This window comes from Sphingopyxis sp., from assembly GCF_965279725.1.
In the GTDB taxonomy this organism is placed as follows: Bacteria; Pseudomonadota; Alphaproteobacteria; order Sphingomonadales; family Sphingomonadaceae; genus Sphingopyxis.
Genome location: NZ_CBDIIL010000001.1, coordinates 515,950 through 542,945, shown reverse-complemented (window position 1 = coordinate 542,945; position 26,996 = coordinate 515,950). Strand labels below are relative to the sequence as shown.

The following is a 26,996-nucleotide window of genomic DNA, read 5'->3' as shown; positions in this document are numbered from 1 at the left end:
CAAGGGACGCGTTCGCGGGTAGCGTGGAGAGCGGCTGATGCATTTCGATGTGTTGATTGTGGGGGCCGGACACGGCGGGGCGCAGGTTGCGATCATGCTGCGCACACAAAAGTTTGCGGGCAGCATCGCGATCATCGGCGACGAACCCGAGCTACCTTATGAGCGCCCGCCGCTGTCGAAGGAATATTTCGCCGGCGAGAAGGAATTTGAGCGCATTCAGCTGCGTCCCGCCAGATATTGGGACGAGCGCGAGGTGACGATGTTGCTCGGCACGCGGGTCATGTCGGTGGATCCGGCCGCGCATAGCGTGACCACCGAAAGCGGTGAGACGATCACTTATGGCAAGCTCGTCTGGGCAACCGGCGGCTCGCCCCGGATGCTACCGATCCCCGGCGGCGATCTGCCCGGCGTGCAGGGCGTGCGGACCCGCGCCGATGCCGACGCGATGAAGGCGGCGTCCGAAACCGCAGGCCAGATCGTCGTCATCGGCGGCGGCTATATCGGGCTCGAGGCCGCAGCGGTACTGCGCAAAGCGGACAAGAAGGTCGTGCTGCTCGAGGCGCTCGACCGGGTGCTGGCGCGCGTCGCCGGAACCGAGCTGTCGCGCTTTTACGAACGCGAGCATCGCGAGCATGGCGTCGATCTGCGGCTCGGCGTCGCGGTCGAGGCGATCGAGGGCGATAGCCACGTCACCGGCGTGCGGCTGGCCGACGGTGAGGTCATCGCGGCCGATCTCGTTATTGTCGGCATTGGCATTGTTCCGGCGGTCGAGCCGCTGATCGCGGCGGGGGCCGAGGGCGGCAACGGCGTCCTCGTCGACCGCCTGTGCAGGACGAGTCTGCCCGACATCTATGCGATCGGCGACTGCGCGGCGCACGAGAATGACTTTGCGGAAGGCGTGGTGATCCGGCTGGAATCGGTGCAGAACGCCAACGACCAGGCGAATGTCGTCGCCAAGGGCATCGTCGGCGATGAAGCTCCTTACCATGCGATTCCGTGGTTCTGGTCGAACCAATATGATCTGAAGCTTCAAACCGCAGGCCTGTCGACCGGCCACGACCGCGCGGTGATGCGCGGCGATCCCGCGAACCGCAGCTTCTCGGTCGTCTATCTCAAAGCGGGCAAGGTCATCGCGATCGACTGCGTCAATGCGACCAAGGATTATGTCCAAGGCCGACTGATCGTCACCGCAGGCCTGCTGGCGACAGCCGAGCAGCTCGCCGACACAGAAACGCCGCTGAAGGCGCTGCTCCCCGCCTGACGCGGCCTACCAGCGGATCGTTACACCGACCGTGCCGCCCAGCCGGCGACTATGCGGGCCGTCGGCATTGAAGGCATAATCGCCCTTGGCGTGCACCTCGACATGTTTACTAAGGCGCGCGACCAGTCCGGCGCCAACCTCGGCCTCGGTCCGCCCCAGATCGGTGCGGATGGGGTCAGTGCCAAAGCGCGTCGTCGAATGTCCGGACAGGCCGTGCCACAGACTCGCATGCAGATAAGGCTGGAGCCCGCCATATTCGCCCTGCAGGCGCAGGCCGAGACGCCCCGTGACACTATCGCTCGCGGCAAAGTCGATGGCCGAGAACATGTCGGCCTGATCGTCGAGCTTGATCTGCTGCCAGACGATCTGCGCTTGCGGTTCCAGCCTCCAGCGCGATGACAAAGCGATCGGATAACCAGCCTCGATTGACGCCGCCCAGCCGGTACCGTCGATGTCGATCGCCATGCCGGTGCTCGCGGCCGCATCGCCCTTGAACCAGCTGCGCATCAGCACCGCGTCGACATACCAGCCAGAGGCGCCGATAAGGGTCGCATAGCCGCCAAGGCTGCTGCTCTTGGCATCGACACGGCCGACATCCAGGTCGTTCCAGCCGATCGCCTGACCGCGCACCTTGCCGTCGGCCTCGGTCCGGCTGCCGAACACGCCGAGGCGCAGATAGGTGCCACCGTCTTCGCCCAAGCCAACCAGGTCTTGGCCGATCTGAAATCCGGTGAGGTCACCATCGAACGAGGGGGCGACGTCGCCGTCCCATTTGATCTCACTGTCCTCGCCCAACAGCCGGCCCCATGTCGCGGGTAGCGCCCCATCGCTGCGCAGCAACGCCTGTTCGCCGCGCCGTTCGTGGAAGGTGCCGAACGACACCGACGCCAGATGTTGAACGAGCGGAACCGCAACGACGAACGCCGGAACTTCGGGCCGATAGAGCGGCACCACATCGGCGACGACCGGGGTCGCCTCGGGCGTCGGCGGGACGCTGGCGATGCCGGGCGTAGGGACGGGGGTAGGCTCGCTCGGCGGTTCGGGCGGCGGTGCCGGCGGGTCGGGTTCAGGCGCTGGCGGCGGAGCGGGTGTGGGCGGCGGCGCCGGGTCGGCGATCACCACTGGCGGCGCCGGATCGATCGGGTCGGGATCGACCGGGGTCGGCTCGGGCGGCGGCGGTGGCGGCGGCGGGACAGGCGGGGGAGGAGGCGCGGGCGGCTCAGGCGGCGCGGGTTCGGGCGGCGGCGGCGCGGGCTCCAGCGGCGGCGGCGCCGGGGCGGGCGCGGGCGGTGCGACTGCGGGCGGCGGGGTAACCAGCGTCGAGCGCAGATACCAGTTGTCGCCGGTACCCGCAGAGACCCCGCCCTTGAACAGATAATATTCAAAGGCGCCAGCCGCGACGCGGTGGTTGAGTGCGAACGCGCCGCTCGCCGTCGCTGCGCCGTTGATCGCCTCGACAATCAGGATGCCGTTCTGCGTGGTCGTTGCCCCGACGCCGCCGGCGTTCAGGATCGTGACCCCGGTCGTACCCGATGCCGAACCGCCGTCGATGACCAGCCTGTCGGACAGCGCGCCGTCGCCCGCCAGCACGGTGTCGAGCAATAACAGCCCGCCATCGCCGACATAGTCGCCGCGGATCGTGAAACTGTCGCCCGGGCCGGTGCCGCCATTGGTCAGGTCGATCCGCCCGGCGTTGACGACCGTGGCGCGCTGGTCGGCGGCGAAGGCAACGATCCCGCCGTTCACGCCGCCGCCAAAGATTGTGCTCGACGCATCGAGCATGAAGCTTCCGGTGCCGGTGTCCGCATCGCCCAGCGCCAGAAATCCGTCGAAAGTCAGTTCAGTGTCGTTCGTCGCGGCGATGGCTTCCCAGCCGTCGAAGCGCGCGACTCCGCCCGTCGTGACATTGTCCAGAACCAGCGCGTCGGTTCCAGCGCCGCCGGTGAAGCGCGGCGACCCGCCAAGATTTGCGTTATTCAGATTGGCGAGCCGGGCGCTGTCGTTATCGCCGCCCAAATCGACCATGCCGTGCACGACGCCGCCGCCATCCCAGACGAAGCTGTCGGTCCCGACACTCATCAACACATCGCCGCCGACCGAACCACCGGTGATCGTGACGCTGTCGGTGCCGCCCGACACGCTGATATTGCCGCCGATCGTGCCGTCCGACAGGATGATGGTGTCATTGCCGAACCCGGTGACAAGATTGCGGTCGATCGTGCCGCCGGACATGTCGAACAAATTGTCGGCGAGTTTCATATTGACGCGGCCGATGCGTCCGCCGGTCATCATCGCGATGTCGCCGTCGTCGAAAGCATCGACGATCCGCCCGCCCGACATGAAAAATGTGTCGAGCGCCCCGCCCTGATTGAGCGTGTTGATTTCGCCGCCTGTCATCCGGAAATCGTCGACGCCTTCGCCTTGCTGGACATTACCGAAGATCGCGCCGCCGCTGATTTCGAACCGATCGCTGCCATTGCCCTGATCGACCGATCCGGTGATCCGTCCCGATCGCATGACGATGATGTCGGCGCCCGCGCCGAAGGTGACGTTGCCGGCAATGGTACCCGATCCGCCTGTCGGAAGGTCCAGTCGATTATTGCCGTCGGGGTCGTCGAGGCCGCCCGGCGAAGTTCCACTGCTGCAGATATGGGTGTCGTCACCGGCCGCCGGCGTGAAAACGCATTGGGCAAAAGCGGGAGATGTGTGGCTCACCGTGAACATAAGCGCGGTCGACAGGGCAAGTCGGCGGCGGACGAACATGGGAAAACCAGGATCGCCATCGGTCCGAAAGATCGATGATTGTGCCGTGCAGGCCATTTGGCTTCCCCTTTTTAACTGGGCGCCGCCTGGTCCCCATCCCCCGAACCTGCCGGGAAATAGTGCGGATATTCTGAGGGGTTATAAGGCATTTCTTGCCAAATTGCCAACGGCGCGGACGAAGCGTCAGGGCAGCGTTTTCGTCGCGGGCACCGGCTCATCGCCCAGCGCCCTCTTCAGCGTCGTCCTGAGATTGCGGAGCAGTCGGCGCAGCGCGATGATCACGACGACGGCTGCGATCGCCATGAAGATCGCGATAACGATCGCGAGTGGCGGATAGGCGATAGCGAGCGCGAGCAGGCCGCCCGTCGCGACGTCTTCGCCGGTCGAAACCACCGCATTGCTGAACGGTTCGGGACTGACATTGACGACGGCACGCGTCGTCGCCTTGGCGCCATGGCTTAACAGCGCGCCGCCACCACCGAGCAGGAACGCAATCACCTGCCATGTCGGATCGGATGCATCGACGAGCGCGAGCGCGAGCAAGGCGCCGCCGAGCGGCCGGATGACGCTGTGAATCATATCCCATATCGAATCGACCCAGGCGATCTTGTCGGCGAGGAATTCGGCGATGGTGCCGACCGCAGCGACGCCGAGCACCCAGGGATTGGCCAGCACCTGCAAGGCCGCAAGATGTTCGGGAAGCGGCAGCCAGCCGAAATGCATCGCGGTGCCGGTCGCCAATATGGTCAGGTACAGCCGCCAACCCGCGAGCAAGCTCAGGCTGCCGGCAACGCCCAAAATCTCGACAATGCCCAATATCCTGCTCCTTGTCCGCCCGACTAGTTCCTTCTTGCACCCGCACCGGCGGACCCGCAATGCCGAGATGACAAGCGGAAGCGAGGCGGTTATCGCGTTGAACATGACCAGTGCTGTTCCGCCGTCCGCCCCGCCCGAGATCTTGCCCGAAGGTGCGATTCCTGCGGCCACACTGGTTATCATGCGTCCGTCGGAGGAAGACGGACCAGACGAAATACTGATGGTCAAACGCTCGACGACCATGGCGTTTGCCGCGGGCGCAGTGGTGTTTCCCGGCGGCCGCGTCGATCCCGACGACTATTTGGTGGCGCGCCAGCAAGCACCTGAACTCGGCGAGGCTGACGGGGCCGCGCGGGTGGCGGCGCTTCGCGAGACACTGGAAGAAACAGGACTTGCCGTCGGCTGGCCCGCGCTGGCGGAGGAAGAGGTTCCCGCTATTCGAACGGCGTTGCTTGGCGGCACCCTGCTTTCCGACATCCTTGCGGCGCGTGGCGACCGAATCGCATTGGAATCATTTGTACCTTTCGCGCGCTGGTGTCCCAATTTCAAAGAGGCACGGACATTCGACACGCGATTTTACGCGGTCGCTGCTCCGCCGCACAGCCATGAGCTGACGGTTGAAGAGGCCGAACACAGCCATATTTTCTGGGCGAGCGCCGAGGGAACGCTGGCGATGGCCGATCGCGGCGACGTGTCGGTGATTTTTCCCACCCGCCGCAATCTGGAACGGCTTGCTCAGGCCACTGATTTTTCCGGCTTTTCGGACCATTCTGTTCAGTTTCCGGTCGAACTGATCACGCCGTGGATCGAAGACCGCGAAGGGCAGTCCTATCTGTGCATCCCGGGGCATCTAGGCTACCCTGTTACCAGCGAATCCTTCGACCATGTTCGCCGTGGTTAAGCGGGTTGAGAGCGCAATTTTCTCTCTATTTAGCAATTTGCTAAGAATTGGCGGGGTAGGGCAGATCGTCGTTGCAATTGCTGAACGCTGACCCTAGAAGGGCGATGCAGAAGCAGATCGGGGATGTCCCCTGGTTTGATTCGACAAAAACTATTCCAGTGGACGGAGAAAATGATGAACCTTCTTAAGAAAGCTGCGATCTCCCTCGCAGCGACCTCGATGATCGCGGCCCCGGTTGCCGCTTCGGCTGCTCCCGCAGCACGCGCAGCTTCGGCTGTTGACGGCCAGAGCGAACTCGAAGGCAGCACCAGCTGGATCATCGCGCTTCTCGCTCTTGCTGCGATCGTTGGTGGCATCATCCTCGCGTCGGACAACAACGACGACTCGCCGACCAGCCCGTAATTTCGGCTGATCGATACTGATACCAAAAGGCTCCGAGCTTCGCTCGGGGCCTTTTGCGCGTGTTCAGAACGCGCGGGCCTGTCGATTTTCACGATGTGTATCGGTTTTTCACGACGGGTCCGGCGGTGATCGCCGTTAAAGCGTGATATTCCGGTTGGCTCTTGATCGATCCAATGGAATCGCTTGCCGGGCCTCGTTCGCCTTGGCGGCCTCGATCGGCGCAAAGATCACGCGATAGTCCGCATGATCGCGCATTGCATCGGCGAGCACGGCGCCCCACGGATCGACGATCAGACTATGGCCATAAGTCGACCGGCCATCGTCATGGCCGCCGCATTGAGCCGCCGCCAAGACAAAACAGCCGGTTTCGATCGCCCGCGCGCGCATCAGCACGTGCCAATGCGCTTCGCCAGTCGACACGGTGAACGCCGCTGGAATGCCAATGAGGGTCGCGCCGCGATCGACCAACGCCCGGTAAAGTTCGGCAAACCGCAGATCATAACAGATGCTGAGTCCCAATCGTCCGAGCGGCGTCTCGACAACCGCCAGCGCGTCGCCGCTGGCATAGGCCGATGATTCGGCCCAGTTTTCGCCCGATGGCAAGGTGACGTCGAACATGTGGATCTTGTCATAACGGGCGTGGATGCTGCCGTCGGCGGCGATGACGTGGCTGCGGTTGATCCGCTGCGCGCCATCTTCCGACAGCAGCGGCATCGATCCCGAATGGAGCCAAAGGCCGTGCTTTTGCGCTAACTCCTGAAGCGCAGCAGGCCACGCGCTGTCGCCTTCGCGAACGATATGGCGCCCCGATCGGGCGCGGTCGCGATCGAGCAACACCGACATTTCGGGCAGGAAGGCCATTGCGGCGCCGCCTGCTGCGGCCTCGGTCATCGCCCGGTCGATCGTCGCCAGATTGGCTGCGGGATCGATCCCGCTGGACATCTGGACGAGCGCAGCGATTGGGGCGGCGGCTGGCGGATTGGTGGTCGGGGTCATCGTCCATGGCTAATCCGATGCTGTTTGCAGGACAAGAGCCACGACAGTTCAGTGGCCAGCAAGGTTTGAAGGCGATAAGATGGCACAATGGTCCATTCTCCTGCGCGTATGCCGCTCCGAACTTCCCGATCGCTTCTGTGCGCCGCCTCCGCGGTGCTGTTGCTGTTGCCGTTTGCCGTCCATGCACAGCAAGCCAGCACTGCGACCGCCACGGCCGACCGGCAGGCGCCGAGCGGCGACTGGCTCTATGCCGGCAGTGACATTCCGCGCGACACCGCGTGGCAATTCGGGGTGCTGCCCAACGGCGTCCGTTACGCGGTGCGCAACAACGGTGTCCCGCCGGGACAGGTGTCGATCCGCGTCCGCATGGATGTGGGATCGATGTTCGAAACCGAGCAGGAGCGCGGCTATGCGCATTTGCTCGAGCATCTGACCTTTCGCGGGTCCGAACATATTCCCGACGGCGAAGCCAAGCGCATTTGGCAGCGGTTCGGGGTCACATTTGGCAGCGATTCGAACGCGCAGACGACGCCGACCCAGACCGTTTATCAGCTCGACCTGCCCAGCGTCACGCCGGTCAACCTCGACGAGAGCATGAAATTGCTGTCGGGAATGATCCGTGAACCCAGGATTTCAGAGCTTGCAGTTGGTGCGGAGCGGGGCGTCGTGATGTCCGAACTGCGCGAATCGGACGGTCCGCAAAAGCGAATTGGCGATGCGACCAACGCGCATCTTTTTGCCGGCCAGCTGCTCGGCGACCGCTCCCCGATCGGAACCACGGCATCGCTCGGCCAGGCGAGCGCGACGACGGTCGCGGCCTTTCACAAGCGCTGGTATCGTCCCGAACGGGCGGTGGTCGTCATCGTCGGCGACGCCGATCCGGCAGAGCTGGCGCGGCTGGTCGCGAAATATTACGGCGACTGGCGCGGCACTGGCGTGAATCCCGCGAACCCCGATTTCGGCAAGCCCGATCCAAAGGCACCGGCCGCGCGCGAGATCGTCGAAGCGAACCAGCCGCTGGCGCTGACGCTGGCAATGGTGCGTCCGTGGCAGAAACGGATCGACACGGTCAAAAACACCCGGCGGCTTTATCTGGAGTTCATCGCCCAGGCGCTCGTCAATCGCCGATTGGAAAACCGCGCGCGCAGCGGCGGCAGCTATCTGGTGGCGACGGTCGAACAGCAATATGTCAGCCGCAGCGCCGACGTGACGATGGCATCGATCGTTCCGCTCAGCGATTGGAAAGCCGCACTCGCTGACGTGCGCGGGGTCATCGCCGATGCGGTGCGAAATCCGCCATCGCAGGCCGATATCGACCGCGAAGCCAACGAGATTCAAGCTTTTCTGGTCAAGGAACTGGAAAATGCCCGCAATGAACCGGGTGCGCGACTGGCCGACGATATGGTGCGGGCCGTCGATATCGGCGAGACCGTCACCAGCCCGCAGGGGCAGGTCGACATGTTCAAGGCGATCCGTGCGTCGGCAACGCCCAAGGTGATGCTGGAGATCAGCAAGGCCATCTTCGCGGCACCGGTGACGCGCGCGGTCCTGACGACCCCGACTGCGGCGGGCGGCAATGCTGCGGTCCTCGCCGCATTGAAGGCACCGGTGACCGCGCGCGACGACCGGCTGGCGACGGTAAAAGCCGACTTCGACCAACTGCCCGCGGTCGGAAAGCCGGGGACGATCAGTTCGACCAGCAGCCTCCTCGGGCTGCGCGCCGAACGCATCGAATTTGCGAATGGCGTCACGGCGCTGGTATCGAACAACAAAGTCGAACCGGGCAAGGTGCGCGTCAACGTGCGCTTTGGCACCGGCAACCGCAGCGTCGCGGCAGACGCGCCGAACCTGCTCTGGACCGGCGATTACGCCCTAATGGCGAGCGGCATCGGGCCGTGGGGACAGAATGAGATCGACCAGCTGACCAACGGGCGCCAGATTCAGCTGAATTTCGCGATCGACGACGACGCGTTTGAACTTTCGGCGGAAAGCAAGCCGGCCGATCTGGCGGACCAGATGCGTTTGATCGCCGGCAAGCTGGCGCAACCGCGTTGGGACCCTGCGCCGATCGAACGCCTCCGCATCGGTTATCTCACGGGCTACGACCTGAATGATGCCACGCCCAATGCGGTGTTGGACCGCAATCTGCGCGGTTGGCTGACCAACAACGACGCGCGCTGGGCGGCGCCTGACAAGGCGCAGATCGAAGCGCTGACCCCTGCGGCGTTCCGCGCGTTTTGGGAACCGCGGCTGGCCAGCGGGCCGATCGAGGTGCAGATTTTCGGCGATCTGGAATCGATCGATTATCGGCAGATTCTCGCAAGCACATTGGGTGCGCTGGCGCCGCGGCCGATCTTGGCCCCGGCCAGCGGCCAGCGCGTCGATTTTGCCAAGCATGTGACCGTCCCCGAAATTGCTTATCATAGCGGCGAACAGGGACAGGCAGCGGCGATGACCGCTTGGCCGACCAGCGGCGGCCTCGCCAGCCCGCGCGACGCGCGCGGCCTGGAAGTGCTCGCGGCGATATTCAACGACCGCCTGTTCGACCGCCTTCGCGCAGAACAGGGAGCGAGCTATGGCCCCGTGGTCGACAGCCATTGGCCGACCGGATTCGACAGCGGGGGCTATCTGCTCGTCGGCAGTCTGCTCGCGCCAAAGGATCTCGACCGTTTCTATGGCATCGCGCGGGACATCGCCGCCGATCTTGTGACGAAGCCGGTTAGCGCCGATGAACTGACGCGCAATGCGGTGCCGATCCGTGAGCAGGTGGCGCGGGCCTCGACGGGCAATGTCTATTGGATGTTCCTGCTGGAAGGCGCGACGCGCGATCCGCGCGTCACTGCGGCGGCACTGTCGATCCAGGATGATATTTCCGCCGTCACCGCCGCCGACGTCCAGCGGCTGGCGCAGCGATATCTGGCGCCCGAACGCCAATGGTCGCTGGCGATCTTGCCCAAGGGGATGACGCTCGCCGATGCGTCGGCGCTCGGCGCGGCGACCGCGCCTGCCGCGGGCGGGCGCTAGGCGGTTTCGCTCCCCGGGGCGGTGGGGGCTCGTACTTTACGGATGCGCGGTTCGCGCTCCAGCGCCCCTTTGGTCATGATGTCGCGCCGCATCTTGGCGCGCACGTCGTGGATCGACGCGATCACTGGACCCATTGCGACGCCCAGGTCGATCAGCACCGCTTCGGCCAGTTGCAGCGAGCTTTCGAGCGTTTCGGGGACGGCATCGCTGGCGCCCGCTTGATAAAGGGTGGCGGCATGGTCGGCGTCGCGGGCGCGACTGATGATCGGCAGGGCGGGATATTTCTGGCGTAGCTGCCGCGTCATCCGAAGCTGTTGCACCGGGTCGTCCATCGTCAGGACGACGGCATTGGCGGTCTCGATCCCCAGCTTGTCGAGCGCGCCCGGCCGCGCAACATCGGCAAAGCGGACGATGAAGCCGTCGCGCCGCGCCGCCGCCACCGTGTCGATATCGGCATCGACCGCCATATAGGGTCGGCCATGTTCGCGTAACAGTTCGGCGACGGTGTGGCCGACACGGCCGAAGCCTACAACGACAGTGCGCCCCTCGGGCGTTTCGTCGGGCTTTGGCCCTTCGCTGCGCATTTCGAGCCGCCGCGCGATGTCGTGGCCGACCCGTGCGAGCAAGGGCGTGATCGTTAACCCGATCGCAGTCACCAGCTGCCAGAATTCGGCGGTGTTGCGGCTGATGATCTGGGCCTGCAGTGCGGTCGCGAGCACGATCAAAGTCGTCTCGGACGGGCTCGCCATGAGCAAGCCGACCTCGGCCGCCGTGCCCCGCCGCGCGACGTTGGAAAAACGCAGCAGCGCTGCCGTGACGATCGCCTTGATCGCAACCACCCCGACGACTGCGACGATCAGTTGCGGCCATTGCTCGGCGATCGTCTTGAGGTTGAGCCCCATGCCGACGCTGATCAGGAAGACCCCGAGCGCCAGACCCTTGAACGGCGCGGTGATCGCTTCGACCTCGTTATGATATTCGGTTTCGGCGATCATCAGCCCTGCCAGCAGCGCGCCGACGATCGGCGACAGACCGACCGCTGCGGTCGCCATCGCTGCGACGATCACGACGAGCAGGCTGGCGGCAAGGAAAAGTTCGGGATCCTTGGCGCGCGCCGCCTGCGCAAAGATGCGCGGCAGCAGGAACCAGCCGGCGAGCGCGAGCACCGCAACGACGACGGCGCCCTGCCACAAGGTCGTCAGCAGCACTTCGGTGTTGTCAGCCGCGGCGTTTGGCGCCAGCGCGCCGAGAATGAAGATGATCGGGACGATCGCCAGATCCTCGAACAACAGCATCGAGAAAGACGCTCGGCCAACCGCTGATTTCGTTCCCGCGATGGGGAGGACCAGCGCGGTGGACGATAGGGCGAGCGCGATGCCAAGTCCGAAAGCTGCTGGGGTCGAATAACCACCGATCAGCTTCAACGCGACCCCGAGGATCAATCCGCCGAGCAGCAGTTCGGCGGCGCCGATGCCAAACACCAGTTTGCGGAGCTGCCACAGCCGGCGGAACGACAGCTCGAGTCCGATCGAGAAAAGCAGCAGGATGATGCCGAATTCGGCGAACAGCGCGATGTCCTCGGTCGACCCGATCGTGATATGTTTAAGCCACGGATACTCACCCGCAAGCGATCCCAGCCCCGACGGACCGACCAGCAACCCGACCAGGATGAAACCGATGACGGGGGGAAGGCGAAAACGCGCGAACGCCGGGATGACGATGCCCGCGGCGCCGAGGACCACCAGCGCGTTGCCGATGGCGGAGGTGTCTGTTTCCGATACCATAAGGGCCGACCTTATGCAGGCCGGCCCCGATTGGCTAGATGGCTATCCCAACCTTTTTGGTTGTTTTCAGCTGCTCATCTTCTTTTCCAGGTTTTCAACGATCGCTTCAAAGAAACCTTCGGTGGTCAGCCAATTCTGGTCGGGGCCGATCAACAGCGCCAGATCCTTGGTCATCTTGCCGCTTTCGACCGTCGCGACACAGACTTTTTCCAGGTCGTCGGCGAACTTGATCAGCTCGGCATTGCCGTCGAGCTTGCCGCGGTGCTTGAGCCCGCCGGTCCAGGCAAAGATCGATGCGATCGGATTGGTCGATGTCGCCTTGCCCTGCTGGTGCATGCGATAGTGGCGCGTGACGGTGCCGTGCGCGGCTTCCGATTCCACCGTCTGGCCGTCGGGGGTCATCAGCACGCTGGTCATCAGGCCGAGCGAGCCAAAGCCCTGCGCGACGGTGTCTGACTGGACGTCGCCGTCATAATTCTTGCAGGCCCACACGAACTTGCCGCTCCATTTCAGCGCCGACGCGACCATGTCGTCGATCAGGCGATGTTCGTAAACGATGCCCGCGGCGTCGAAATCAGCTTTGAATTCGGCGTTGAACACCTCTTCAAAGATGTCCTTGAAGCGGCCGTCATAGGCTTTCAGGATCGTGTTCTTGGTCGACAGATACACCGGCCATTTGCGCGCGAGGCCATAGTTCAGGCTGGCGCGTGCAAAATCGCGGATCGAATCGTCGAGGTTGTACATCGCCATCGCGACGCCTGACGAGGGGAACAGGAACACTTCTTCGTCGATGACCTTGCCGTCTTCGCCTTCGAACACCAGGCGCAACTTGCCGGGGCCGGGGACGCGGAAATCGGTCGCCTTATACTGGTCGCCGAAGGCGTGGCGGCCAACGACGATCGGGTCGGTCCAGCCGGGCACGAGACGGGGGACGTTCTTCATCACGATGGGTTCGCGGAACACCACGCCGCCCAGGATGTTACGGATCGTGCCGTTCGGCGATTTCCACATTTTCTTGAGGCCGAATTCCTCGACGCGCTGTTCGTCGGGGGTGATGGTCGCGCACTTCACGCCGACGCCATATTTGGCGATCGCATTGGCGGCGTCGACGGTGATCTTGTCATCGGTCTGATCGCGCATTTCGATGCTGAGGTCGTAATAATGAAGGTCGATGTCGAGGTAGGGCAGGATCAACTGCTCGCGGATCCATTGCCAGATGATCCGGGTCATTTCGTCGCCGTCGAGTTCGACGACGGGGTTGGCTACCTTGATCTTGCCCATGCTGCTGCCTTTATCCTTGGGGAGTCGGAGTTGCAGCGGGCCTTAGGCAAAGCGGCGCGATTGATCAATGGGCGTGGTGGAACCCGGGCCGTGCCTTATCCATTGTCAGTGTCAGACGCGCACCCTAGAAGAACGGCCATGTCCAACATCATCTCTTCCAACCGCCCCGGTGGCGGCATCAAATGGCAATGGCCGTCGATCCATCCAGAAGGACGCAAGTTCCTTTTGATCGCCGCCATCATCACGCTCTGTTTCTGGTTGCTCGGCTGGGAAATAATCGGCTGGCTGATGTTCGGCGTGACATTGTGGGTCGGCGCCTTTTTCCGCGATCCCGCCCGCATCACCCCGACTAGCAGCGATGTCGTCATCGCCCCTGCGGACGGGCTTGTGACCCAGATTGCCGAAGTGGCGCCGCCACCGGAGATCGCCGGACCCGACGGGCTCGGCGACGCCCCCATACTACGCGTATCGATTTTCATGAGCGTCTTCGACGTTCACATCAACCGCACGCCGGTCGCCGGGACGCTGCGCAAGCTGGTCTATATTCCGGGCAAATTCCTGAATGCCGACCTCGACAAGGCGAGCGAGGAAAATGAACGCCAGCATTTCGTCGTCGAACGCGCCGATGGCGTCCGCATCGGCTTTACGCAGATCGCGGGTCTCGTCGCGCGGCGCATCATGCCGTTTGTGACCATGGGCAATCAGCTGGCCACCGGCCAGCGCGTCGGCCTGATCCGTTTCGGCAGCCGCGTCGATGTCTATCTGCCCGCCGGTACGACGCCGCAAGTGCTGCTCGGCCAACGGACCCTCGCTGGCGAGACCGTGGTTGCACGGATCGGAAAGGCCGACATAATCGACGGCATTGGGCAATAGGGTGGCTGGCAGGGATCAGTCCGTCACCGAGGCCGAGCGCCGCCGCATCGGTGGCATCCCGCTGCGCGCCTTTGCTCCTAATGCGATCACGATCCTAGCGCTCTGTTCGGGGCTGACGGGGGTCCGCTTCGCGATTGGCGGTGAATGGGCGGCGGCCATTACGATGATCATCGTCGCCGGAGTGCTTGACGGCATGGACGGGCGCATCGCCCGGCTGCTGCGTGCGCAGAGCAAGTTCGGCGCCGAACTCGATTCTCTGTCCGACGTGATCGCTTTTGGCGTGGCGCCGGCGATGATCCTGTTTCTGTGGTCGCTTGCCGATGCGCCCAAATTCGGCTGGACCGCGGCGCTCGCGCTGGCCGTATGTTGTGCGTTGCGGCTCGCCCGCTTCAACTCGCGCATGGATGCCGATTTTCAGCCGCACAAATCCGCGGGGTTCATGACCGGCATTCCGGCACCCGCGGGCGCGGGGCTGTCGTTCGTTCCGGTCTATCTGTGGTTGGTGACCGACAACGACCTGTTCCGCCAATGGTATATCGTCATGCCTTGGGCGCTCGGCGTCGCCATGCTAATGATCTCGGCAATCCCGACCTACAGCTGGTCGTCGATCCGCCTGCGTCGGTCGTGGCGCCTGTTCGCCTTGGCAGGAGTTGGGCTGCTTGGCGCGGCGCTCGTCACCGCGCCGTGGCTGACGCTCCTTGGCGTATGCGCCCTATATGTCGTGATGCTGCCCTTCGGCCTCGTCAGCTATGCGAAGGTCAGGCGGCGCGGCTGAACTGCGGACGGGTCGGCATAGCGGCGGGGACCCGGAGCGCCATGTTGCGACGTTCGGCCGCACGGCGCATCGGAATCACGCTCGGGGCAGGACCGGCTTCGGGCGCTGGTACAATCTGGAAAGCACCTTCGCCGAGCAGCGCCGAGAGAATCGCATTCTCGTTCGATTTCAGCATGGCGAGGATCACCGTGATGCCGAGCCCGGCGGCGAGAGCGAAGAGGAGGGCAGCTGCGACCTGAACCATGATCTTGTCCTTTCGGCTTCTGTGTGCGAAACCTTTTGTTAACCAGCGACGGTTTCGTTGGGCTTTTTGTTCCATGTTCTTGTTTTGTTCTCAACACATTTGCGACGAACGGAGTCGCTTTGTCGCCGAGTTGAGTCGGGCGCCCCATTTCCGCTGAACCCGAAAACGCGCGCCGGCCCCTTGCTTTTGACAACCAAGGCGGCTAACGGCCCGGCCATTCCACATGGAAGGCGCACATAAACCGGTGCCGGACTGTTCCGCTTGCGGACGTTCGGTTCTTGCTTTCCAGAGGACCAACCGGAAGGAGAAAGACTATGGCGGCACCTGTCGTCACGATGCAGAATCTTATCGAGGCTGGCGCCCACTTCGGCCACCAGACCCACCGCTGGAACCCGCGCATGAAGCCGTATATCTTCGGTGCGCGCAACGGCATTCACATTCTCGACTTGTCGCAGACCGTGCCGCTTTTCGCGCGCGCGCTGGAATTTGTCGCCTCGTCGGCGGCATCGGGCGGCAAGGTCCTGTTCGTCGGCACCAAACGCCAGGCGCAGGGCCCCGTCGCTGACGCGGCGCGCGCTTCGGGTCAGCATTTCGTCAACCATCGCTGGCTGGGCGGCATGCTGACCAACTGGAAGACGATCTCGGGTTCGATCAAGCGTTTGAAGGCGCTCGAAGAGCAATTGTCGGGTGACACCTCGGGTCTGACCAAGAAGGAAGTCCTCAACAAGACGCGCGAGCGCGACAAGCTGGAAGCCAGCTTGGGCGGCATCCGCGACATGGGCGGTATTCCCGACGTGATGTTCGTGATCGACGCGAACAAGGAAGAACTGGCGATCAAGGAAGCCAACGTCTTGGGTATCCCGGTCGTCGCGATCCTCGATTCGAACGTTTCGCCCGACGGCATCGCATTCCCGGTTCCGGCGAACGATGACGCCGCGCGCGCCATCCGCCTCTATTGCGATGCGATTGCCCAGGCGGCGACGCGTGGCGGCCAGCAGGCTCGCGCCGATCGGGGCGAAGACCTTGGCGCAGCGGTAGAGCCCGTCGCCGAACCGGCGCTGGTCGAAGAAGCTGCCGCTCCGGTTGCCGAAGAAACCCCGGCTGTCGAACCCGCTCCCGCAGCGGAAGAAGCCCGGTTGCTGAAGCTGCTGCTCCGGTGACCGAAGACGAACAGGTTCCCGCTGAAGCGGCTGCCGAAACCGAACGTCAGAGCGACGCCTAAGCGCGCCTGAATGACGGGGCGGCGCGCTGCGAACAGCAGCCGCCGCCCTCGGTCATTGTTTTGACTTGTCGCGCCGCCACGCGTGCGGCGCAGCGGTTCCCTCTCGGGGCCGCATCTCATTTGAAAGGATCACCGATGGCTGAAATTACGGCCGCTCTCGTCAAGGAACTGCGCGACCGCACGGGCGCAGGGATGATGGATTGCAAAAGGGCACTCGCCGAAAATGGCGGTGACGTCGAAGCATCGATCGACTGGCTGCGCACCAAGGGTCTCGCCGCCGCCGCCAAAAAGGCCGGCCGCGTTGCCGCCGAAGGCCTGGTTGGCGTTGCCACCGACGGCACGCGCGGCGCGATGGTCGAAGTGAACAGCGAAACCGACTTTGTTGCCAAGAACGAACAGTTCCAGAGTTTCGTTCGCGACGTGACCAATGTCGCGCTCGCCGGTAACATCACCGACGCCGATGTGCTGGGCGCCGCAGCTTATCCGGCCGGCGGCACCGTCACCGAAGCGCTGACCCAGAATATCGCCACGATCGGTGAAAACCAGTCGCTGCGCCGCAGCGCGATCATGTCGGTCAAATCGGGCGTCGTCACTGCCTATGTTCACAACGCCGCCGCCCCCGGCATGGGCAAGATCGGCGTGCTTGTCGCGCTTGAATCGACCGCCGGTGCCGATGTCCTCGAACCGCTGGGCAAGCAGCTGGCGATGCACGTCGCCGCCGCCAACCCGCTGGCGCTGAACGGTGACGATCTCGACGCCGACCTGATCGCCCGCGAACGGGCGATCGCCGAGGAAAAGGCTGCTCAGTCGGGCAAGCCCGCCGACATCGCGGCGAAGATGGTCGATGGCGGCATCGCCAAGTTCCGCAAGGAAAACGCGCTGCTGTCGCAGCTGTTCGTGATGGATGGCAAGACCCCGGTCGCCGAAGTCGTGGCCGCCGCCGGCAAGGACGTCGGCGCGACGATCACGCTCAAGGGTTTCACCCGCTTCCAGCTCGGCGAAGGCATTGAGAAGGAAGAAAGCGATTTCGCGGCGGAAGTCGCGGCGGTCGCCGGCGTCTAAAAGAGAATTGGGCTGCGGTTTTAGGCAAAAGCTGGCCCCCTTTTTTCGTCATGCCGGACTTGATCCGGCATCCATCCGACCCCTCGGCGGCAGATGGACCCCGGATCAAGTCCGGAGCGACGAAGGTGGGGATAGCAATTGCTTGACGCGGCAGTCCGCTTGGCAATGGCGCGCGCCTTCACTAGGGTGCGCGCCATTCGCGTATCTAATCCCCAAAGAGGTTCCCACCGATCATGGCACTGCCCGGCATGAAACGCATTTTGCTGAAACTGTCGGGCGAGGCGCTGATGGGCTCGACCCCGTTCGGTATCGATCCCGAAACGGTTGCGAGCATGGCGGCCGAGGTCAAGCAAGCCAAGGAAACCGGGCTCGAAATCTGCCTCGTCATCGGCGGCGGCAACATCTTTCGCGGCATGGCGGGCGCTGCCAAGGGTATGGACCGGGCGCAAGCCGACTATATGGGGATGCTCGCCACCGTCATGAATGCGCTCGCGATGCAGAATGCGCTGGAACAGCTTGGCGTCGAAACGCGCGTCCAGTCGGCGATCGAGATGGACAAGGTGTGTGAACCGGTGATCCGCCGCCGCGCCGAACGCCACCTCGAAAAAGGCCGGGTGGTGATCTTCGCCGCCGGCGTTGGCGCCCCCTATTTTACCACCGACAGCGGCGCCGCACTGCGCGCTGCGGAGATGAAATGCGACGCGCTGCTGAAAGGGACCAGTGTCGATGGCGTATATAACGCCGATCCCAAAAAGGATAAGTCGGCGGTCCGGTACGACACGCTCAGCTATGACCGGGTCCTTGCCGACAATCTGAAGGTGATGGACGCGAGCGCCGTGGCGCTGTGCCGCGACAACCATATTCCGATCGTCGTGTTCAACATTCGCGAAGCCGGCAATCTGGCGCGGGTTCTGGCAGGCGAGGGCGTTTCGACGGTCGTGGCCGACGCCCCCGGAAACGCCTGAACGCACGAAATATAAGAAGAGGAAGAGACGATGGCGAAATATGACAAGGCCGACCTGGAGCGCCGGATGCAAGGCGCGGTCGAGGCGCTGAAGAGCGATCTGTCGGGCCTGCGCACCGGACGCGCGCATACCGCGCTGCTCGATCCGGTGACGGTTGAGGTCTATGGCGCCAACATGCCACTGAACCAGGTCGCATCGGTCAGCGCCCCCGAGGCGCGGATGCTGACGGTGCAAGTGTGGGACAAATCAAACGTCGGCCCGGTCGACAAAGCGATCCGCTCGGCCGGGCTTGGCCTCAACCCGATCGTCGACGGCCAGATGCTGCGCCTGCCGATCCCGGAAATGACACAGGAACGCCGCAAGGAGCTGTCGAAGCTTGCCGGCAAATATGCCGAGGCGGCGCGCATCGCGGTGCGCAACGTCCGCCGCGACGGAATGGACAATCTGAAGGCCGACGAGAATAAAAAGGAAATCAGCGAGGACGAGCGCAAGCGCCACGAAACCGAGGTGCAAAAGCTGACCGACGCGACGATCGCCGAACTCGACGCCGCGGCAACGTCGAAGGAAAAGGAAATCCTGGGCTAGTGCGTTCTTACGCCGACCCCTTTTCCGTTCGTGTCGAGCGAAGTCGAGACACCACTCGTCGGTGCGCAAGCCCGGCGGGTGTCTCGACTTCGCTCGACACGAACGGGTTCTGAGGTCTTTTCGTGACAACGCAGCATCACGGCGCGCGCCATGTCGCGATCATCATGGACGGCAATGGCCGCTGGGCAAAAAAACGCCTGTTACCGCGCATCGCCGGCCACCGCGCCGGGGTCGAGGCGGTGCGCACGATCGTCCGGTCGGCGGGCGATCTCGGTATCGAGGCGATGACGCTGTACGCCTTTTCGTCCGAAAACTGGAAGCGACCCGAAGAGGAAGTCAGCGACCTGATGGGGCTGATGAAGCGCTTCATCCTCAGCGATCTCGACGAATTCGCCGCCAACGACGTCAAGCTGAAGGTCATCGGCAATTGGCGCGCACTGGCGCCCGACGTCGTCAAACTGATCGAAAATGCGCTCGAACGCACCGCGGGCAACAAGCGCACGACGCTGGCGGTCGCGCTCAACTATGGTGCCCAGGACGAACTGGTCCGCGCCGCCACGGCCGCCGCTGCCGAAGGCGCAATCACCGAGGACGCGATCGCAGCGCATCTCGATACCGCCGACATGCCGCCGCTAGACCTGCTCATCCGCACGTCTGGCGAGGTGCGGCTGTCGAATTTCCTGCTGTGGCAGTCGGCCTATGCCGAGCTGTATTTCACCGACCGGCTGTGGCCGGACTTTACGCCCGCCGATCTGGCGGCGGCGCTCGATCATTTTGCGCGGCGCGATCGCCGTTACGGGGGACTTTAGGGCATGGCCGCAGCGCGTAATTCGGATTTTTGGGTCAGGGCCGGATCGGCGCTCATCCTGTTCGCGATTGCGGGCACCGCGCTGTGGTTTGGTGGTTTTGCGTTCGGGTTGCTGTTGCTCGTCGGCGGCGCGCTCGTCCTTGTCGAATGGTTCGCACTAGTGCGCGCGATGGCCCTGGGCGGCGGCGCCAAGGCCGCGCTCAAGATTTTCGGCCCGGTCCTCGTCCTCGGCGCGATGGCGGGACTGTGGTTCATCCGCGACGCGCTGGGCATGACCGCCGCGCTCTGGGTGTTTGGCATGGTCTGGGCGACCGACATCGGTGCCTATTTCGCTGGCCGCGCCTTTGGCGGCGCGCGCCTCGCTCCCAAAATCAGCCCATCGAAAACCTGGTCGGGGCTGATCGGCGGCATGGTCGCGGCATTGATCGCCAGCGCCACGATCGGCGACCGCGCGGGCATCATCGGGGTGCCGCTGTGGATCGGCCTGTTCATGGGGCTGCTCGCGCAGCTGGGCGACCTCGCGCAAAGCTGGATGAAACGCCGCGCCGGGGTGAAGGATTCGGGCAAGCTCATCCCCGGGCATGGCGGCCTGTTCGACCGCGTCGACGGCGTGCTGCCGGTCGCACTGCTGCTCGGCGCGCTTGCCTTCGCTGGCCAGATCGCCGTGCGGGCGGCTGGCTGATATGACGCGCCGCCTCTCGCTGTTCGGTGCGACGGGATCGGTCGGGCAATCGACGCTCGACCTCGTCCGCCGCGATGGCGAGGCTTGGCAGGTTGGGGTGCTGACCGCGAACAGCGACGTGGCGGAGCTTGCGAAGCTGGCGAAGGAATTTCGCCCCGACATTGCTGTGGTCGCCGATGCATCGCGCCATGCCGAACTCGCCGAAGCGCTGGCCGGCACCGGCATCGAAACCGCGGCGGGCGCCGAAGCGCTGGTCGCGGCGGCCAAGCTGCCGACCGACCTGGTGATGGCGGCGATCGTCGGCACCGCCGGGCTTGCCCCGACGATGGCGGCGCTGGAGGTCGGGCACGACGTCGCGCTGGCCAACAAGGAAGCGCTGGTATCGGCGGGAACGCTGATGACCGCCGCGGCGCAAACGTCGGGCGCCACCATCCTGCCGGTCGACAGCGAGCATAATGCGATTTTCCAGTGCCTCGCGGGCGGGCGGATCGATCAGGTGCGGCGTATCATCCTGACCGCCAGCGGCGGGCCGTTCCGCACGATGAGCGCCGCCGACATGGCGCGCGTCACCCCGGCGCAGGCGGTCGCGCATCCGAACTGGTCGATGGGCGCCAAGATCAGCGTCGATTCGGCGACAATGATGAACAAAGGCCTCGAACTGATCGAGGCGTATCATCTGTTCCCGGTCGGGCTCGACCGCATCGAGATCCTCGTCCACCCGCAATCGGTGATCCACAGCCTGGTCGAATATATCGATTGTTCGACGCTGGCGCAGCTCGGCTCGCCCGACATGCGCATCCCGATTGCCAGCGCGCTCGCCTGGCCGCAGCGGATGGCGACGCCATGCGCCCCGCTCGATCTGGCCAGCATCGCGCGGCTCGATTTCGAGGCGCCCGACGAGGTGCGTTTTCCCGCCACCGCGCTGTGCCGCGCCGCGATCGCCGCGGGCGGTGCGCGCCCGGCGCAGCTCAACGCCGCGAACGAAGTGGCGGTCGCCGCCTTCCTGGCGGGCCGCATCTCCTTTTCCGCGATCGTTGACACGGTGCGCCGGGTGATCGATGGCGATGCGCCCGCCGCGCCGACGTCGCTTCAGGACATATTCAGCGTCGATGCCGCATCGCGCGCGGCTGCCCAGCATTTTGTGGACCAATATGAACATGCTTGATGTACCGCTCTGGCTCTATCCGATTGCGTTTCTGGCGGTGCTTGGCCCGCTCGTGTTCGTCCACGAATATGGCCATTATATCGTCGGCCGCTGGTGCGGGGTGAAGGCCGATACTTTTTCGATCGGCTTCGGGCGCAAGATTCTTGGCTGGACCGATAAACGCGGCACCGAATGGAAAATCGGCTGGCTGCCGCTGGGCGGCTATGTTCAGTTCGCGGGCGACCGCGACGCCGTCAGTCAGCCCGATGCCGAATGGCAGCAACTGCCCGCCGAGCAAAGGTCGCACACGTTCCCGGCCCAGCCGGTGTGGAAACGCGCGCTGATCGTCGTCGCGGGGCCGGTAACCAATTTCCTGTTTGCGATCGCGATCTTCGCCGCGCTGTTCATGACCTATGGCGCGCCCAGGACGCCCGCCGTGGTGGGCGCAGTGGACCCGAACGGCGCCGCGCAGCAGTCCGGCTTGCAAGTAGGCGATCGCATCGTCAGCATCGATGGCCGCTCGATCGCGATATTCGAGGACATTCAGGCGGTCGTCGCCGTCAACCTCGGCAAACCCGCCAATCTGGAAATCGCGCGCGGTGACGAACGTATCGATGTTGTTCTGCGCCCCCGCGTGGTCTCGCAAACCGATCAGTTCGGCAACAAGGTCGAACAAGCGATGATCGGTATCCGTTCAGGCGCTCCGGTTTATTCGACAGTTGGTCCCCTGGCCGCCGTCCGCGCGGGCGCCGATCAGACCTGGGCGCTGATGCGGCTCACGGGGAATGTCCTGGGGCAATTCCTGACCGGGCAGCGTTCGGTCAAGGACATGGGCGGGCCGGTCAAGATCGCAAAACAGTCGGGCGAGGTCGCGACGCTGGGGATCGCGACGTTTATCTGGTTCATCGCCTTCATTTCCATCAATCTGGGGTTCATCAACCTGTTGCCATTGCCCATGCTCGATGGTGGTCATTTGCTTTTCTACGCTTATGAGGCGATCCGGCGCCGTCCTGCACCGCCGCAGGTGCAGGAATGGGCGTTCCGGGTTGGCTTTGCGGCGGTGGTCACGCTGATGCTGGTCGTGACTTTCAACGATTTGGGCTCATTGGGCTTGTGGAACGGGATCGCGCGCTTGATTGGCTAGCGAGTCTGGGGCAGGGAGTGCGCGCGAGCCCGCGGTCAGGCGGGTTGGTCGCTTTTGAGTTATTTTTTCGGGATGAACAGCGTGGCTTCACACAAATTCTTGGGCCGGACACAGCTGTCGGCACTTCTGTTGGCTGGCACGATGCTGGCAACGCCGGTCATGGCGCAGGAAGTTGCGCCGCCGCCCGTCGCCGCTCCCGCCGTCCCGGCCCCCGCCAGCGAAGCGGTTCCGACCGCGACCACTGTCCGGTCGATCACCGTCGTCGGCAATCAGCGGCTCGAGGCACAGACGATTCTGTCGTACCTGCGTCTGCGCGTCGGCCAGGCCTATGACCGTTCGATCCTCGATCAGGCGCTCAAGGACCTGGCGGCGACCGAGCTGTTCAAGGATTTCCAGATCACCGACAATGGCGGTGCGCTGACCATTCAGGTCACCGAAAACCCGGTGATCAACCGCGTCATCCTGGAAGGCAACAAACGCCTGAAAGAAGACAAGATCCGGCCCGAGATCAAGCTCGCGCCGCGCCAGATTTTCACGCGTTCGAAAGTCCGCGCCGACGTCGCGCGCATCATCGAGCTGTACAAGCGTCAGGGCCGTTTCGCCGCGACCGTCGAACCCAAGATGGTGTCGCTCGACCAGAACCGCGTCGATGTCGTGTTCGAAATCAACGAAGGGCCGAAATCCAAAGTCCGCCAGATCAGCATTATCGGCAACGAGAAGTTCAGCGACGGCGATCTCAAGGACGAAATGGCGACCAAGGAATCGGGTCTGCTGACGATCCTGTCGTCGAACACCAGCTACGATCCCGACCGCCTGGCTTATGACCAGCAGAAGCTGCGTCTCTTTTATCTGCAAAACGGCTATGCCGATTTCCGCGTCATTTCGGCGGTGGCCGAGCTGACGAGCAACAAGCAGGACTTCATCATCACCTATGTCGTCGAGGAAGGCGAGCGCTACAAGTTCGGCGACATCGACGTGAAGAGCGAATTGCGCGACTTCCAGCCCGAAATGCTGAAAACGTTGCTGCCGATGAAGAAAGACGACTGGTACGATGCGAAGCTGGTCGAGGACACGGTCGAAAGCCTGAGCGAGACCGCCGGCCTGTTCGGTTACGCCTTTGCCGACATCAACCCCGAATTCCGCCGCGATCCCGAAACGCGGACGATGCAGATCACCTTCAACGTCGCCGAAAGCCCGCGCACCTATGTCGAGCGCATCGACGTCAACGGCAACACGCTGACTCACGACAAGGTCGTGCGCCGCGAATTCCGCCTGAACGAGGGCGACGCGTTCAACAGCTTTGGCATCAAACGTACCGAGAACCGCCTGAACAGCCTCGGCTATTTCCAGGAAAATCTGGAGATCGAGCGCAAGGAGGGCAGCGCCCCCGACCGCATCATCCTCGAAACCAATGTCGAGGAAAAGCCGACCGGCGAATTGTCACTGTCGGCGGGTTTCTCGTCGATCGAGAATTTCCTGCTGCAGGCGTCGATCCGTCAGCGCAACTTCCGCGGCTTGGGCCAGCAGCTTCAGGCCTCGGTCAATTATTCCAGCTATTCGAAATCGATCGAGCTCGGCTTTACCGAGCCCTATCTGTTCGACCGCAATATCTCGGTTGGCGGCAGCGTCTATCGCCGTGATTTGAACTCGTTCAACTTCATCAACAACGATCGTCAGACGACGTTCCAGCAGGTGACGACCGGCTTTCAGCTCAACGCCGGTGTGCCGCTGACCGAATTCATGTCCTTCTTTGGGCGTTACAGTCTGAACTACGACGATGTGACGCTCGATCGCGGCATCTATTTCTTCGGCGATCAGTGCGATCCCCTCGTCGCCGGTCGGTATCTGTGCGACGCGATCGGCAAGCGGACGACCTCGCTCGTTGGTTATACGCTCGCTTATGATGACCGCGACAATCGCATCCGTCCGACGCGCGGCCAGTCGCTGTCGCTCAGCCAGGATTTCGCCGGCCTTGGCGGGAGCGTCAAATATGTCCGCACCCGCGCGAACGGTTCGAAGCACTTCAACCTTGGCAGCCGCTTCATCCTCAACATCTCGGCCGAGGGCGGCTATATCTATCCGTTCGGCAGCGCCCCGACCCCGACCAGCGACAAAGTCCGCCTGACCGACCGTTTCTTCCTGGGCGAACCGCAGATGCGCGGTTTCGACATCCGCGGCATCGGCCCCCGCGTCGTACGCTACGCCAATGTCGATCTGACCAATCCGGCCGCGCCGGTTCTCGACACCAGCAGCGACGCCCAGATCGACGATGCGCTCGGTGGCCGCGCCTATTATCAGGGCCGCGTCGAGATCGATATTCCGCTCGGCACCGGTGCCAAGGAATTGGGGCTGCGGCCGTCGATCTTCCTCGACGTCGGATCGGTGTTCAGCGTGAGGCGTCCGACGCTGACGACGCTCGCCGATTTCCGCGACCCGGCCGATGGGCTCACCAAATATCTGTGTCGCAATTCCACCACCGGGGCGACGAATTTCGCAACCAATACGCCCGACGCGGCGGGTGCTCCAACCGGGCAGTTCACCACCTGCGCCACGGGCTTCGCGCCGCTGCCGCCGTTCGAGGAACGCTTCTTTGGCGACAGCTGGATGCCGCGAGTATCGATCGGCGCCGGGGTCAACTGGAACTCTCCGTTCGGTCCTTTCCGGATCGATTTCGCATACGCCCTTCGCAAAGAAGAGGGTGATGACACCAAACGCTTCTCATTCAACGTAGGAACCCAATTCTGATGAAGAAAATTCTTGTCGCTTCGGCGCTCGCCGTCGCCACGCTGTCGGTTTCGCCGATCGTGGCGGTCCCCGCAATCGCGCAGGCCAAAGCCGTTGCCGTGGCCGACGTTCGCGTTGCCGCCGCACGCTCGAACGCCTTCACCGTCGCGTCGCAGCAGATCGAAACCACCTATAAGGCGCAGATCGATCAGCAGCAGTCGCGCGGCGAAACGCTGCAGGCCGAAATCAACGTCCTGATCGCCAAATATAACGAAGAATCGAAAAAGACCCCGCAGAATCAGGCGGCGCTGCAAGCGGCCGGCCAAGCGGTCCAGAACAAGCGCCAGGCTGCGCAGACCGAACTCGGTCAGATCGGCCGTCCGATCGAACTCGCCATCGCTTATGTCGAAGACCAGATCAGCGTTCGCATGAACGATGCGATCAAGGCCGCAATGGCTGCAAAAAAGATCGACCTGCTGCTCAATCCTGATGCGGTTTTGGCGCGTGAGAATAACGTCGACATCACCGATGCCGTCGTGGTCGAACTCAATCGTCTGCTGCCCAACGTGTCGACCGCGGTCCCTGCCGGTTATCAGCCGGGTCAGCTTGTTCAGCAGCGCAACCAGCAGCTGATGGACGCCGCCCGCGCGGCGCAGCCGGGCGCGACGCCCGCCGCACCGGCTCCGGCACCGACCGGCACCGCGCCGACGACCCGCTAAACGTCATGGTTGACGGGGAAAATGCGGCAGGGGCGTTGGGTCCGGTGGATATCCGCCGGATCCTGACGCTGCTGCCGCACCGTTATCCGATGCTGCTCGTCGACCGGGTGGAATCGATGGTGAAGGACACCTCGATCCACGCGATCAAGGCGGTGACGATGAACGAGCCCTTTTTCCAAGGGCATTTCCCCGGTCGGCCGATCATGCCCGGCGTCCTGATCGTCGAGGCGCTGGCACAGGCCGCCGGCATCCTCGCGATCGAATCGATGGGCCTCGCCGGGACCGGCAAGCTTGTCTATTTCATGGCGATCGACGGGGCGAAGTTCCGCAAGCCGGTCGAACCTGGCTGCTTGCTTGACCTGCACGCGACGATCATCCAGGCCAAGCGCAGCGTCTGCCGGTTCGAAGGCAAGGCGATGCTGAATGGTGTGCTGGCGGCAGAATGCCAGTTCACCGCGATGATTGCCGATCCGCCGACGGACTAACTATTGCCAAATCCGGCATTCGCCGTTAGGGGCCGCACCTTCGCGTCCCCGGACGCACAGACTCGCGCACGCTGGTCGGTAACCAGCGGCACAGGAGCCAAGACATGAAACAAGACATTCACCCCGCGTACCACATGATCACGGTCAAGATGACCGATGGCACCGAATATCAGACGCGCTCGACCTGGGGCAAAGAGGGCGACACGATGACGCTCGAAATCGATCCCACCGCGCACCCGGCATGGACCGGCGGTAACGGCCGCATGCTCGACGCCGCGGGCCAGGTTGCCAAGTTCAACAAGCGCTTCGGTGGCCTCACCCTCAAGCGCTAAGCCC

The 26,996-nt window shown here is 63.7% G+C and carries 24 protein-coding genes; 18 read left to right on the top strand and 6 right to left on the bottom strand.

Annotation, left to right across the window (positions count from 1 at the left end; genetic code table 11):
• Nucleotides 1-37: 37 nt before the first annotated feature.
• Complete coding sequence (locus ACQY6T_RS02585; protein ID WP_428628072.1) at nt 38-1,261, top strand: NAD(P)/FAD-dependent oxidoreductase; 1,224 nt, start codon at nt 38-40, stop codon at nt 1,259-1,261.
• Nucleotides 1,262-1,267: 6 nt separating this feature from the next.
• Here the strand turns inward: ACQY6T_RS02585 and ACQY6T_RS02580 are convergent, their stop codons facing one another.
• Both ACQY6T_RS02580 and ACQY6T_RS02575 read right to left on the bottom strand, forming a co-directional pair.
• The gene (locus ACQY6T_RS02580; protein ID WP_428628070.1) at nt 1,268-4,024 is read right to left on the bottom strand and encodes an autotransporter outer membrane beta-barrel domain-containing protein; all 2,757 of its coding nucleotides are present in this window, start codon (nt 4,022-4,024) and stop codon (nt 1,268-1,270) included.
• A gap of 183 nt (nt 4,025-4,207) precedes the next feature.
• Nucleotides 4,208-4,840, bottom strand: coding sequence for a DUF4126 domain-containing protein (locus ACQY6T_RS02575; protein WP_428628068.1), 633 nt, complete (start codon nt 4,838-4,840; stop codon nt 4,208-4,210).
• Between the two features lie 103 nt (nt 4,841-4,943).
• Between ACQY6T_RS02575 and ACQY6T_RS02570 the strand changes: the two genes are divergently transcribed.
• On the top strand, nt 4,944-5,741 hold the full coding sequence (locus tag ACQY6T_RS02570; RefSeq protein ID WP_428628066.1) for an NUDIX hydrolase: 798 nt from the start codon (nt 4,944-4,946) through the stop codon (nt 5,739-5,741).
• A gap of 123 nt (nt 5,742-5,864) precedes the next feature.
• Complete coding sequence (locus tag ACQY6T_RS02565; protein WP_428628064.1) at nt 5,865-6,143, top strand: hypothetical protein; 279 nt, start codon at nt 5,865-5,867, stop codon at nt 6,141-6,143.
• 135 nt (nt 6,144-6,278) lie between these two features.
• Here ACQY6T_RS02565 and ACQY6T_RS02560 read toward each other — a convergent pair whose 3' ends face one another.
• On the bottom strand, nt 6,279-7,139 hold the full coding sequence (locus ACQY6T_RS02560; protein WP_428628061.1) for a carbon-nitrogen hydrolase family protein: 861 nt from the start codon (nt 7,137-7,139) through the stop codon (nt 6,279-6,281).
• 153 nt (nt 7,140-7,292) lie between these two features.
• Here ACQY6T_RS02560 and ACQY6T_RS02555 point away from each other — a divergent pair, with 153 nt between their 5' ends.
• Entirely contained in the window at nt 7,293-10,163 is a 2,871-nt protein-coding gene (locus ACQY6T_RS02555) for a M16 family metallopeptidase (protein ID WP_428628058.1), read from the top strand.
• On the opposite strand, the gene ACQY6T_RS02550 is transcribed toward ACQY6T_RS02555, so the two are convergent.
• Entirely contained in the window at nt 10,160-11,947 is a 1,788-nt protein-coding gene (locus ACQY6T_RS02550; protein WP_428628057.1) for a cation:proton antiporter, read from the bottom strand. The genes ACQY6T_RS02555 and ACQY6T_RS02550 overlap by 4 nt on opposite strands.
• 66 nt (nt 11,948-12,013) lie before the next feature.
• Nucleotides 12,014-13,228 (bottom strand): NADP-dependent isocitrate dehydrogenase, encoded by a 1,215-nt coding sequence (locus ACQY6T_RS02545; RefSeq protein ID WP_428628054.1) that lies wholly within the window; start codon nt 13,226-13,228, stop codon nt 12,014-12,016.
• Between the two features lie 138 nt (nt 13,229-13,366).
• On the opposite strand from ACQY6T_RS02545, the gene ACQY6T_RS02540 reads away from it, so the two are divergent.
• Together ACQY6T_RS02540 and ACQY6T_RS02535 are read left to right on the top strand one after the other, a co-directional pair.
• Entirely contained in the window at nt 13,367-14,101 is a 735-nt protein-coding gene (locus ACQY6T_RS02540) for a phosphatidylserine decarboxylase (protein ID WP_428628051.1), read from the top strand.
• A gap of 1 nt (nt 14,102) precedes the next feature.
• On the top strand, nt 14,103-14,876 hold the full coding sequence (locus ACQY6T_RS02535) for a CDP-alcohol phosphatidyltransferase family protein (protein ID WP_428628048.1): 774 nt from the start codon (nt 14,103-14,105) through the stop codon (nt 14,874-14,876).
• Here the strand turns inward: ACQY6T_RS02535 and ACQY6T_RS02530 are convergent.
• On the bottom strand, nt 14,860-15,120 hold the full coding sequence (locus ACQY6T_RS02530; RefSeq protein ID WP_428628047.1) for a hypothetical protein: 261 nt from the start codon (nt 15,118-15,120) through the stop codon (nt 14,860-14,862). The two genes, ACQY6T_RS02535 and ACQY6T_RS02530, sit on opposite strands and share 17 nt — an antisense overlap.
• A gap of 314 nt (nt 15,121-15,434) precedes the next feature.
• Here ACQY6T_RS02530 and rpsB point away from each other — a divergent pair, with 314 nt between their 5' ends.
• The 12 genes from rpsB to rpmE all read left to right on the top strand — a co-directional run bounded on the left by rpsB (nt 15,435) and on the right by rpmE (nt 26,992).
• Nucleotides 15,435-16,280, top strand: a complete 846-nt coding sequence (gene rpsB, locus ACQY6T_RS02525) for a 30S ribosomal protein S2 (protein ID WP_428628046.1) — start codon at nt 15,435-15,437, stop codon at nt 16,278-16,280.
• Between the two features lie 197 nt (nt 16,281-16,477).
• Entirely contained in the window at nt 16,478-17,404 is a 927-nt protein-coding gene (tsf, locus tag ACQY6T_RS02520; protein WP_428628043.1) for a translation elongation factor Ts, read from the top strand.
• Nucleotides 17,405-17,637: 233 nt separating this feature from the next.
• Entirely contained in the window at nt 17,638-18,369 is a 732-nt protein-coding gene (pyrH, locus tag ACQY6T_RS02515) for a UMP kinase (RefSeq protein WP_428628041.1), read from the top strand.
• Between the two features lie 30 nt (nt 18,370-18,399).
• Nucleotides 18,400-18,954, top strand: a complete 555-nt coding sequence (frr, locus tag ACQY6T_RS02510) for a ribosome recycling factor (RefSeq protein ID WP_428628039.1) — start codon at nt 18,400-18,402, stop codon at nt 18,952-18,954.
• A gap of 122 nt (nt 18,955-19,076) precedes the next feature.
• The gene (gene uppS, locus ACQY6T_RS02505; protein WP_428628038.1) at nt 19,077-19,763 is read left to right on the top strand and encodes a polyprenyl diphosphate synthase; all 687 of its coding nucleotides are present in this window, start codon (nt 19,077-19,079) and stop codon (nt 19,761-19,763) included.
• A gap of 3 nt (nt 19,764-19,766) precedes the next feature.
• On the top strand, nt 19,767-20,444 hold the full coding sequence (locus ACQY6T_RS02500) for a phosphatidate cytidylyltransferase (protein ID WP_428628036.1): 678 nt from the start codon (nt 19,767-19,769) through the stop codon (nt 20,442-20,444).
• Between the two features lies 1 nt (nt 20,445).
• Nucleotides 20,446-21,609, top strand: coding sequence for a 1-deoxy-D-xylulose-5-phosphate reductoisomerase (locus tag ACQY6T_RS02495; RefSeq protein ID WP_428628034.1), 1,164 nt, complete (start codon nt 20,446-20,448; stop codon nt 21,607-21,609).
• Nucleotides 21,602-22,732, top strand: coding sequence for an RIP metalloprotease RseP (rseP, locus tag ACQY6T_RS02490; protein WP_428628821.1), 1,131 nt, complete (start codon nt 21,602-21,604; stop codon nt 22,730-22,732). The genes ACQY6T_RS02495 and rseP overlap by 8 nt, the downstream gene beginning before the upstream one ends.
• Nucleotides 22,733-22,804: 72 nt before the next feature.
• Nucleotides 22,805-25,477: an outer membrane protein assembly factor BamA gene (gene bamA, locus ACQY6T_RS02485; RefSeq protein WP_428628032.1), complete on the top strand. Its 2,673-nt coding sequence runs from the start codon at nt 22,805-22,807 to the stop codon at nt 25,475-25,477.
• Nucleotides 25,477-26,175, top strand: coding sequence for an OmpH family outer membrane protein (locus ACQY6T_RS02480; protein WP_428628030.1), 699 nt, complete (start codon nt 25,477-25,479; stop codon nt 26,173-26,175). The genes bamA and ACQY6T_RS02480 overlap by 1 nt, the downstream gene beginning before the upstream one ends.
• 5 nt (nt 26,176-26,180) lie before the next feature.
• Nucleotides 26,181-26,660, top strand: a complete 480-nt coding sequence (gene fabZ / locus ACQY6T_RS02475) for a 3-hydroxyacyl-ACP dehydratase FabZ (protein ID WP_428628027.1) — start codon at nt 26,181-26,183, stop codon at nt 26,658-26,660.
• 104 nt (nt 26,661-26,764) lie between these two features.
• The gene (gene rpmE, locus ACQY6T_RS02470) at nt 26,765-26,992 is read left to right on the top strand and encodes a 50S ribosomal protein L31 (protein WP_088439403.1); all 228 of its coding nucleotides are present in this window, start codon (nt 26,765-26,767) and stop codon (nt 26,990-26,992) included.
• Nucleotides 26,993-26,996 lie beyond the last annotated feature (4 nt).

Excerpts from the sequence above, each read along its gene's own strand:
- rpmE (WP_088439403.1), top strand. The coding sequence starts at position 26,765 with ATGAAACAAGACATTCACCCCGCGTACCACATGATCACGGTCAAGATG.
- ACQY6T_RS02495 (WP_428628034.1), top strand. The coding sequence starts at position 20,446 with ATGACGCGCCGCCTCTCGCTGTTCGGTGCGACGGGATCGGTCGGGCAA.
- ACQY6T_RS02585 (WP_428628072.1), top strand. The coding sequence starts at position 38 with ATGCATTTCGATGTGTTGATTGTGGGGGCCGGACACGGCGGGGCGCAG.
- ACQY6T_RS02480 (WP_428628030.1), top strand. The coding sequence starts at position 25,477 with ATGAAGAAAATTCTTGTCGCTTCGGCGCTCGCCGTCGCCACGCTGTCG.
- ACQY6T_RS02560 (WP_428628061.1), bottom strand. The coding sequence starts at position 7,139 with ATGACCCCGACCACCAATCCGCCAGCCGCCGCCCCAATCGCTGCGCTC.
- pyrH (WP_428628041.1), top strand. The coding sequence starts at position 17,638 with ATGGCACTGCCCGGCATGAAACGCATTTTGCTGAAACTGTCGGGCGAG.
- ACQY6T_RS02545 (WP_428628054.1), bottom strand. The coding sequence starts at position 13,228 with ATGGGCAAGATCAAGGTAGCCAACCCCGTCGTCGAACTCGACGGCGAC.
- ACQY6T_RS02565 (WP_428628064.1), top strand. The coding sequence starts at position 5,865 with ATGTCCCCTGGTTTGATTCGACAAAAACTATTCCAGTGGACGGAGAAA.
- fabZ (WP_428628027.1), top strand. The coding sequence starts at position 26,181 with ATGGTTGACGGGGAAAATGCGGCAGGGGCGTTGGGTCCGGTGGATATC.
- ACQY6T_RS02580 (WP_428628070.1), bottom strand. The coding sequence starts at position 4,024 with ATGTTCGTCCGCCGCCGACTTGCCCTGTCGACCGCGCTTATGTTCACG.
- ACQY6T_RS02530 (WP_428628047.1), bottom strand. The coding sequence starts at position 15,120 with ATGGTTCAGGTCGCAGCTGCCCTCCTCTTCGCTCTCGCCGCCGGGCTC.
- rseP (WP_428628821.1), top strand. The coding sequence starts at position 21,602 with ATGCTTGATGTACCGCTCTGGCTCTATCCGATTGCGTTTCTGGCGGTG.
- ACQY6T_RS02500 (WP_428628036.1), top strand. The coding sequence starts at position 19,767 with ATGGCCGCAGCGCGTAATTCGGATTTTTGGGTCAGGGCCGGATCGGCG.
- bamA (WP_428628032.1), top strand. The coding sequence starts at position 22,805 with ATGAACAGCGTGGCTTCACACAAATTCTTGGGCCGGACACAGCTGTCG.
- ACQY6T_RS02570 (WP_428628066.1), top strand. The coding sequence starts at position 4,944 with ATGACCAGTGCTGTTCCGCCGTCCGCCCCGCCCGAGATCTTGCCCGAA.
- rpsB (WP_428628046.1), top strand. The coding sequence starts at position 15,435 with ATGGCGGCACCTGTCGTCACGATGCAGAATCTTATCGAGGCTGGCGCC.
- ACQY6T_RS02540 (WP_428628051.1), top strand. The coding sequence starts at position 13,367 with ATGTCCAACATCATCTCTTCCAACCGCCCCGGTGGCGGCATCAAATGG.
- frr (WP_428628039.1), top strand. The coding sequence starts at position 18,400 with ATGGCGAAATATGACAAGGCCGACCTGGAGCGCCGGATGCAAGGCGCG.
- ACQY6T_RS02550 (WP_428628057.1), bottom strand. The coding sequence starts at position 11,947 with ATGGTATCGGAAACAGACACCTCCGCCATCGGCAACGCGCTGGTGGTC.
- tsf (WP_428628043.1), top strand. The coding sequence starts at position 16,478 with ATGGCTGAAATTACGGCCGCTCTCGTCAAGGAACTGCGCGACCGCACG.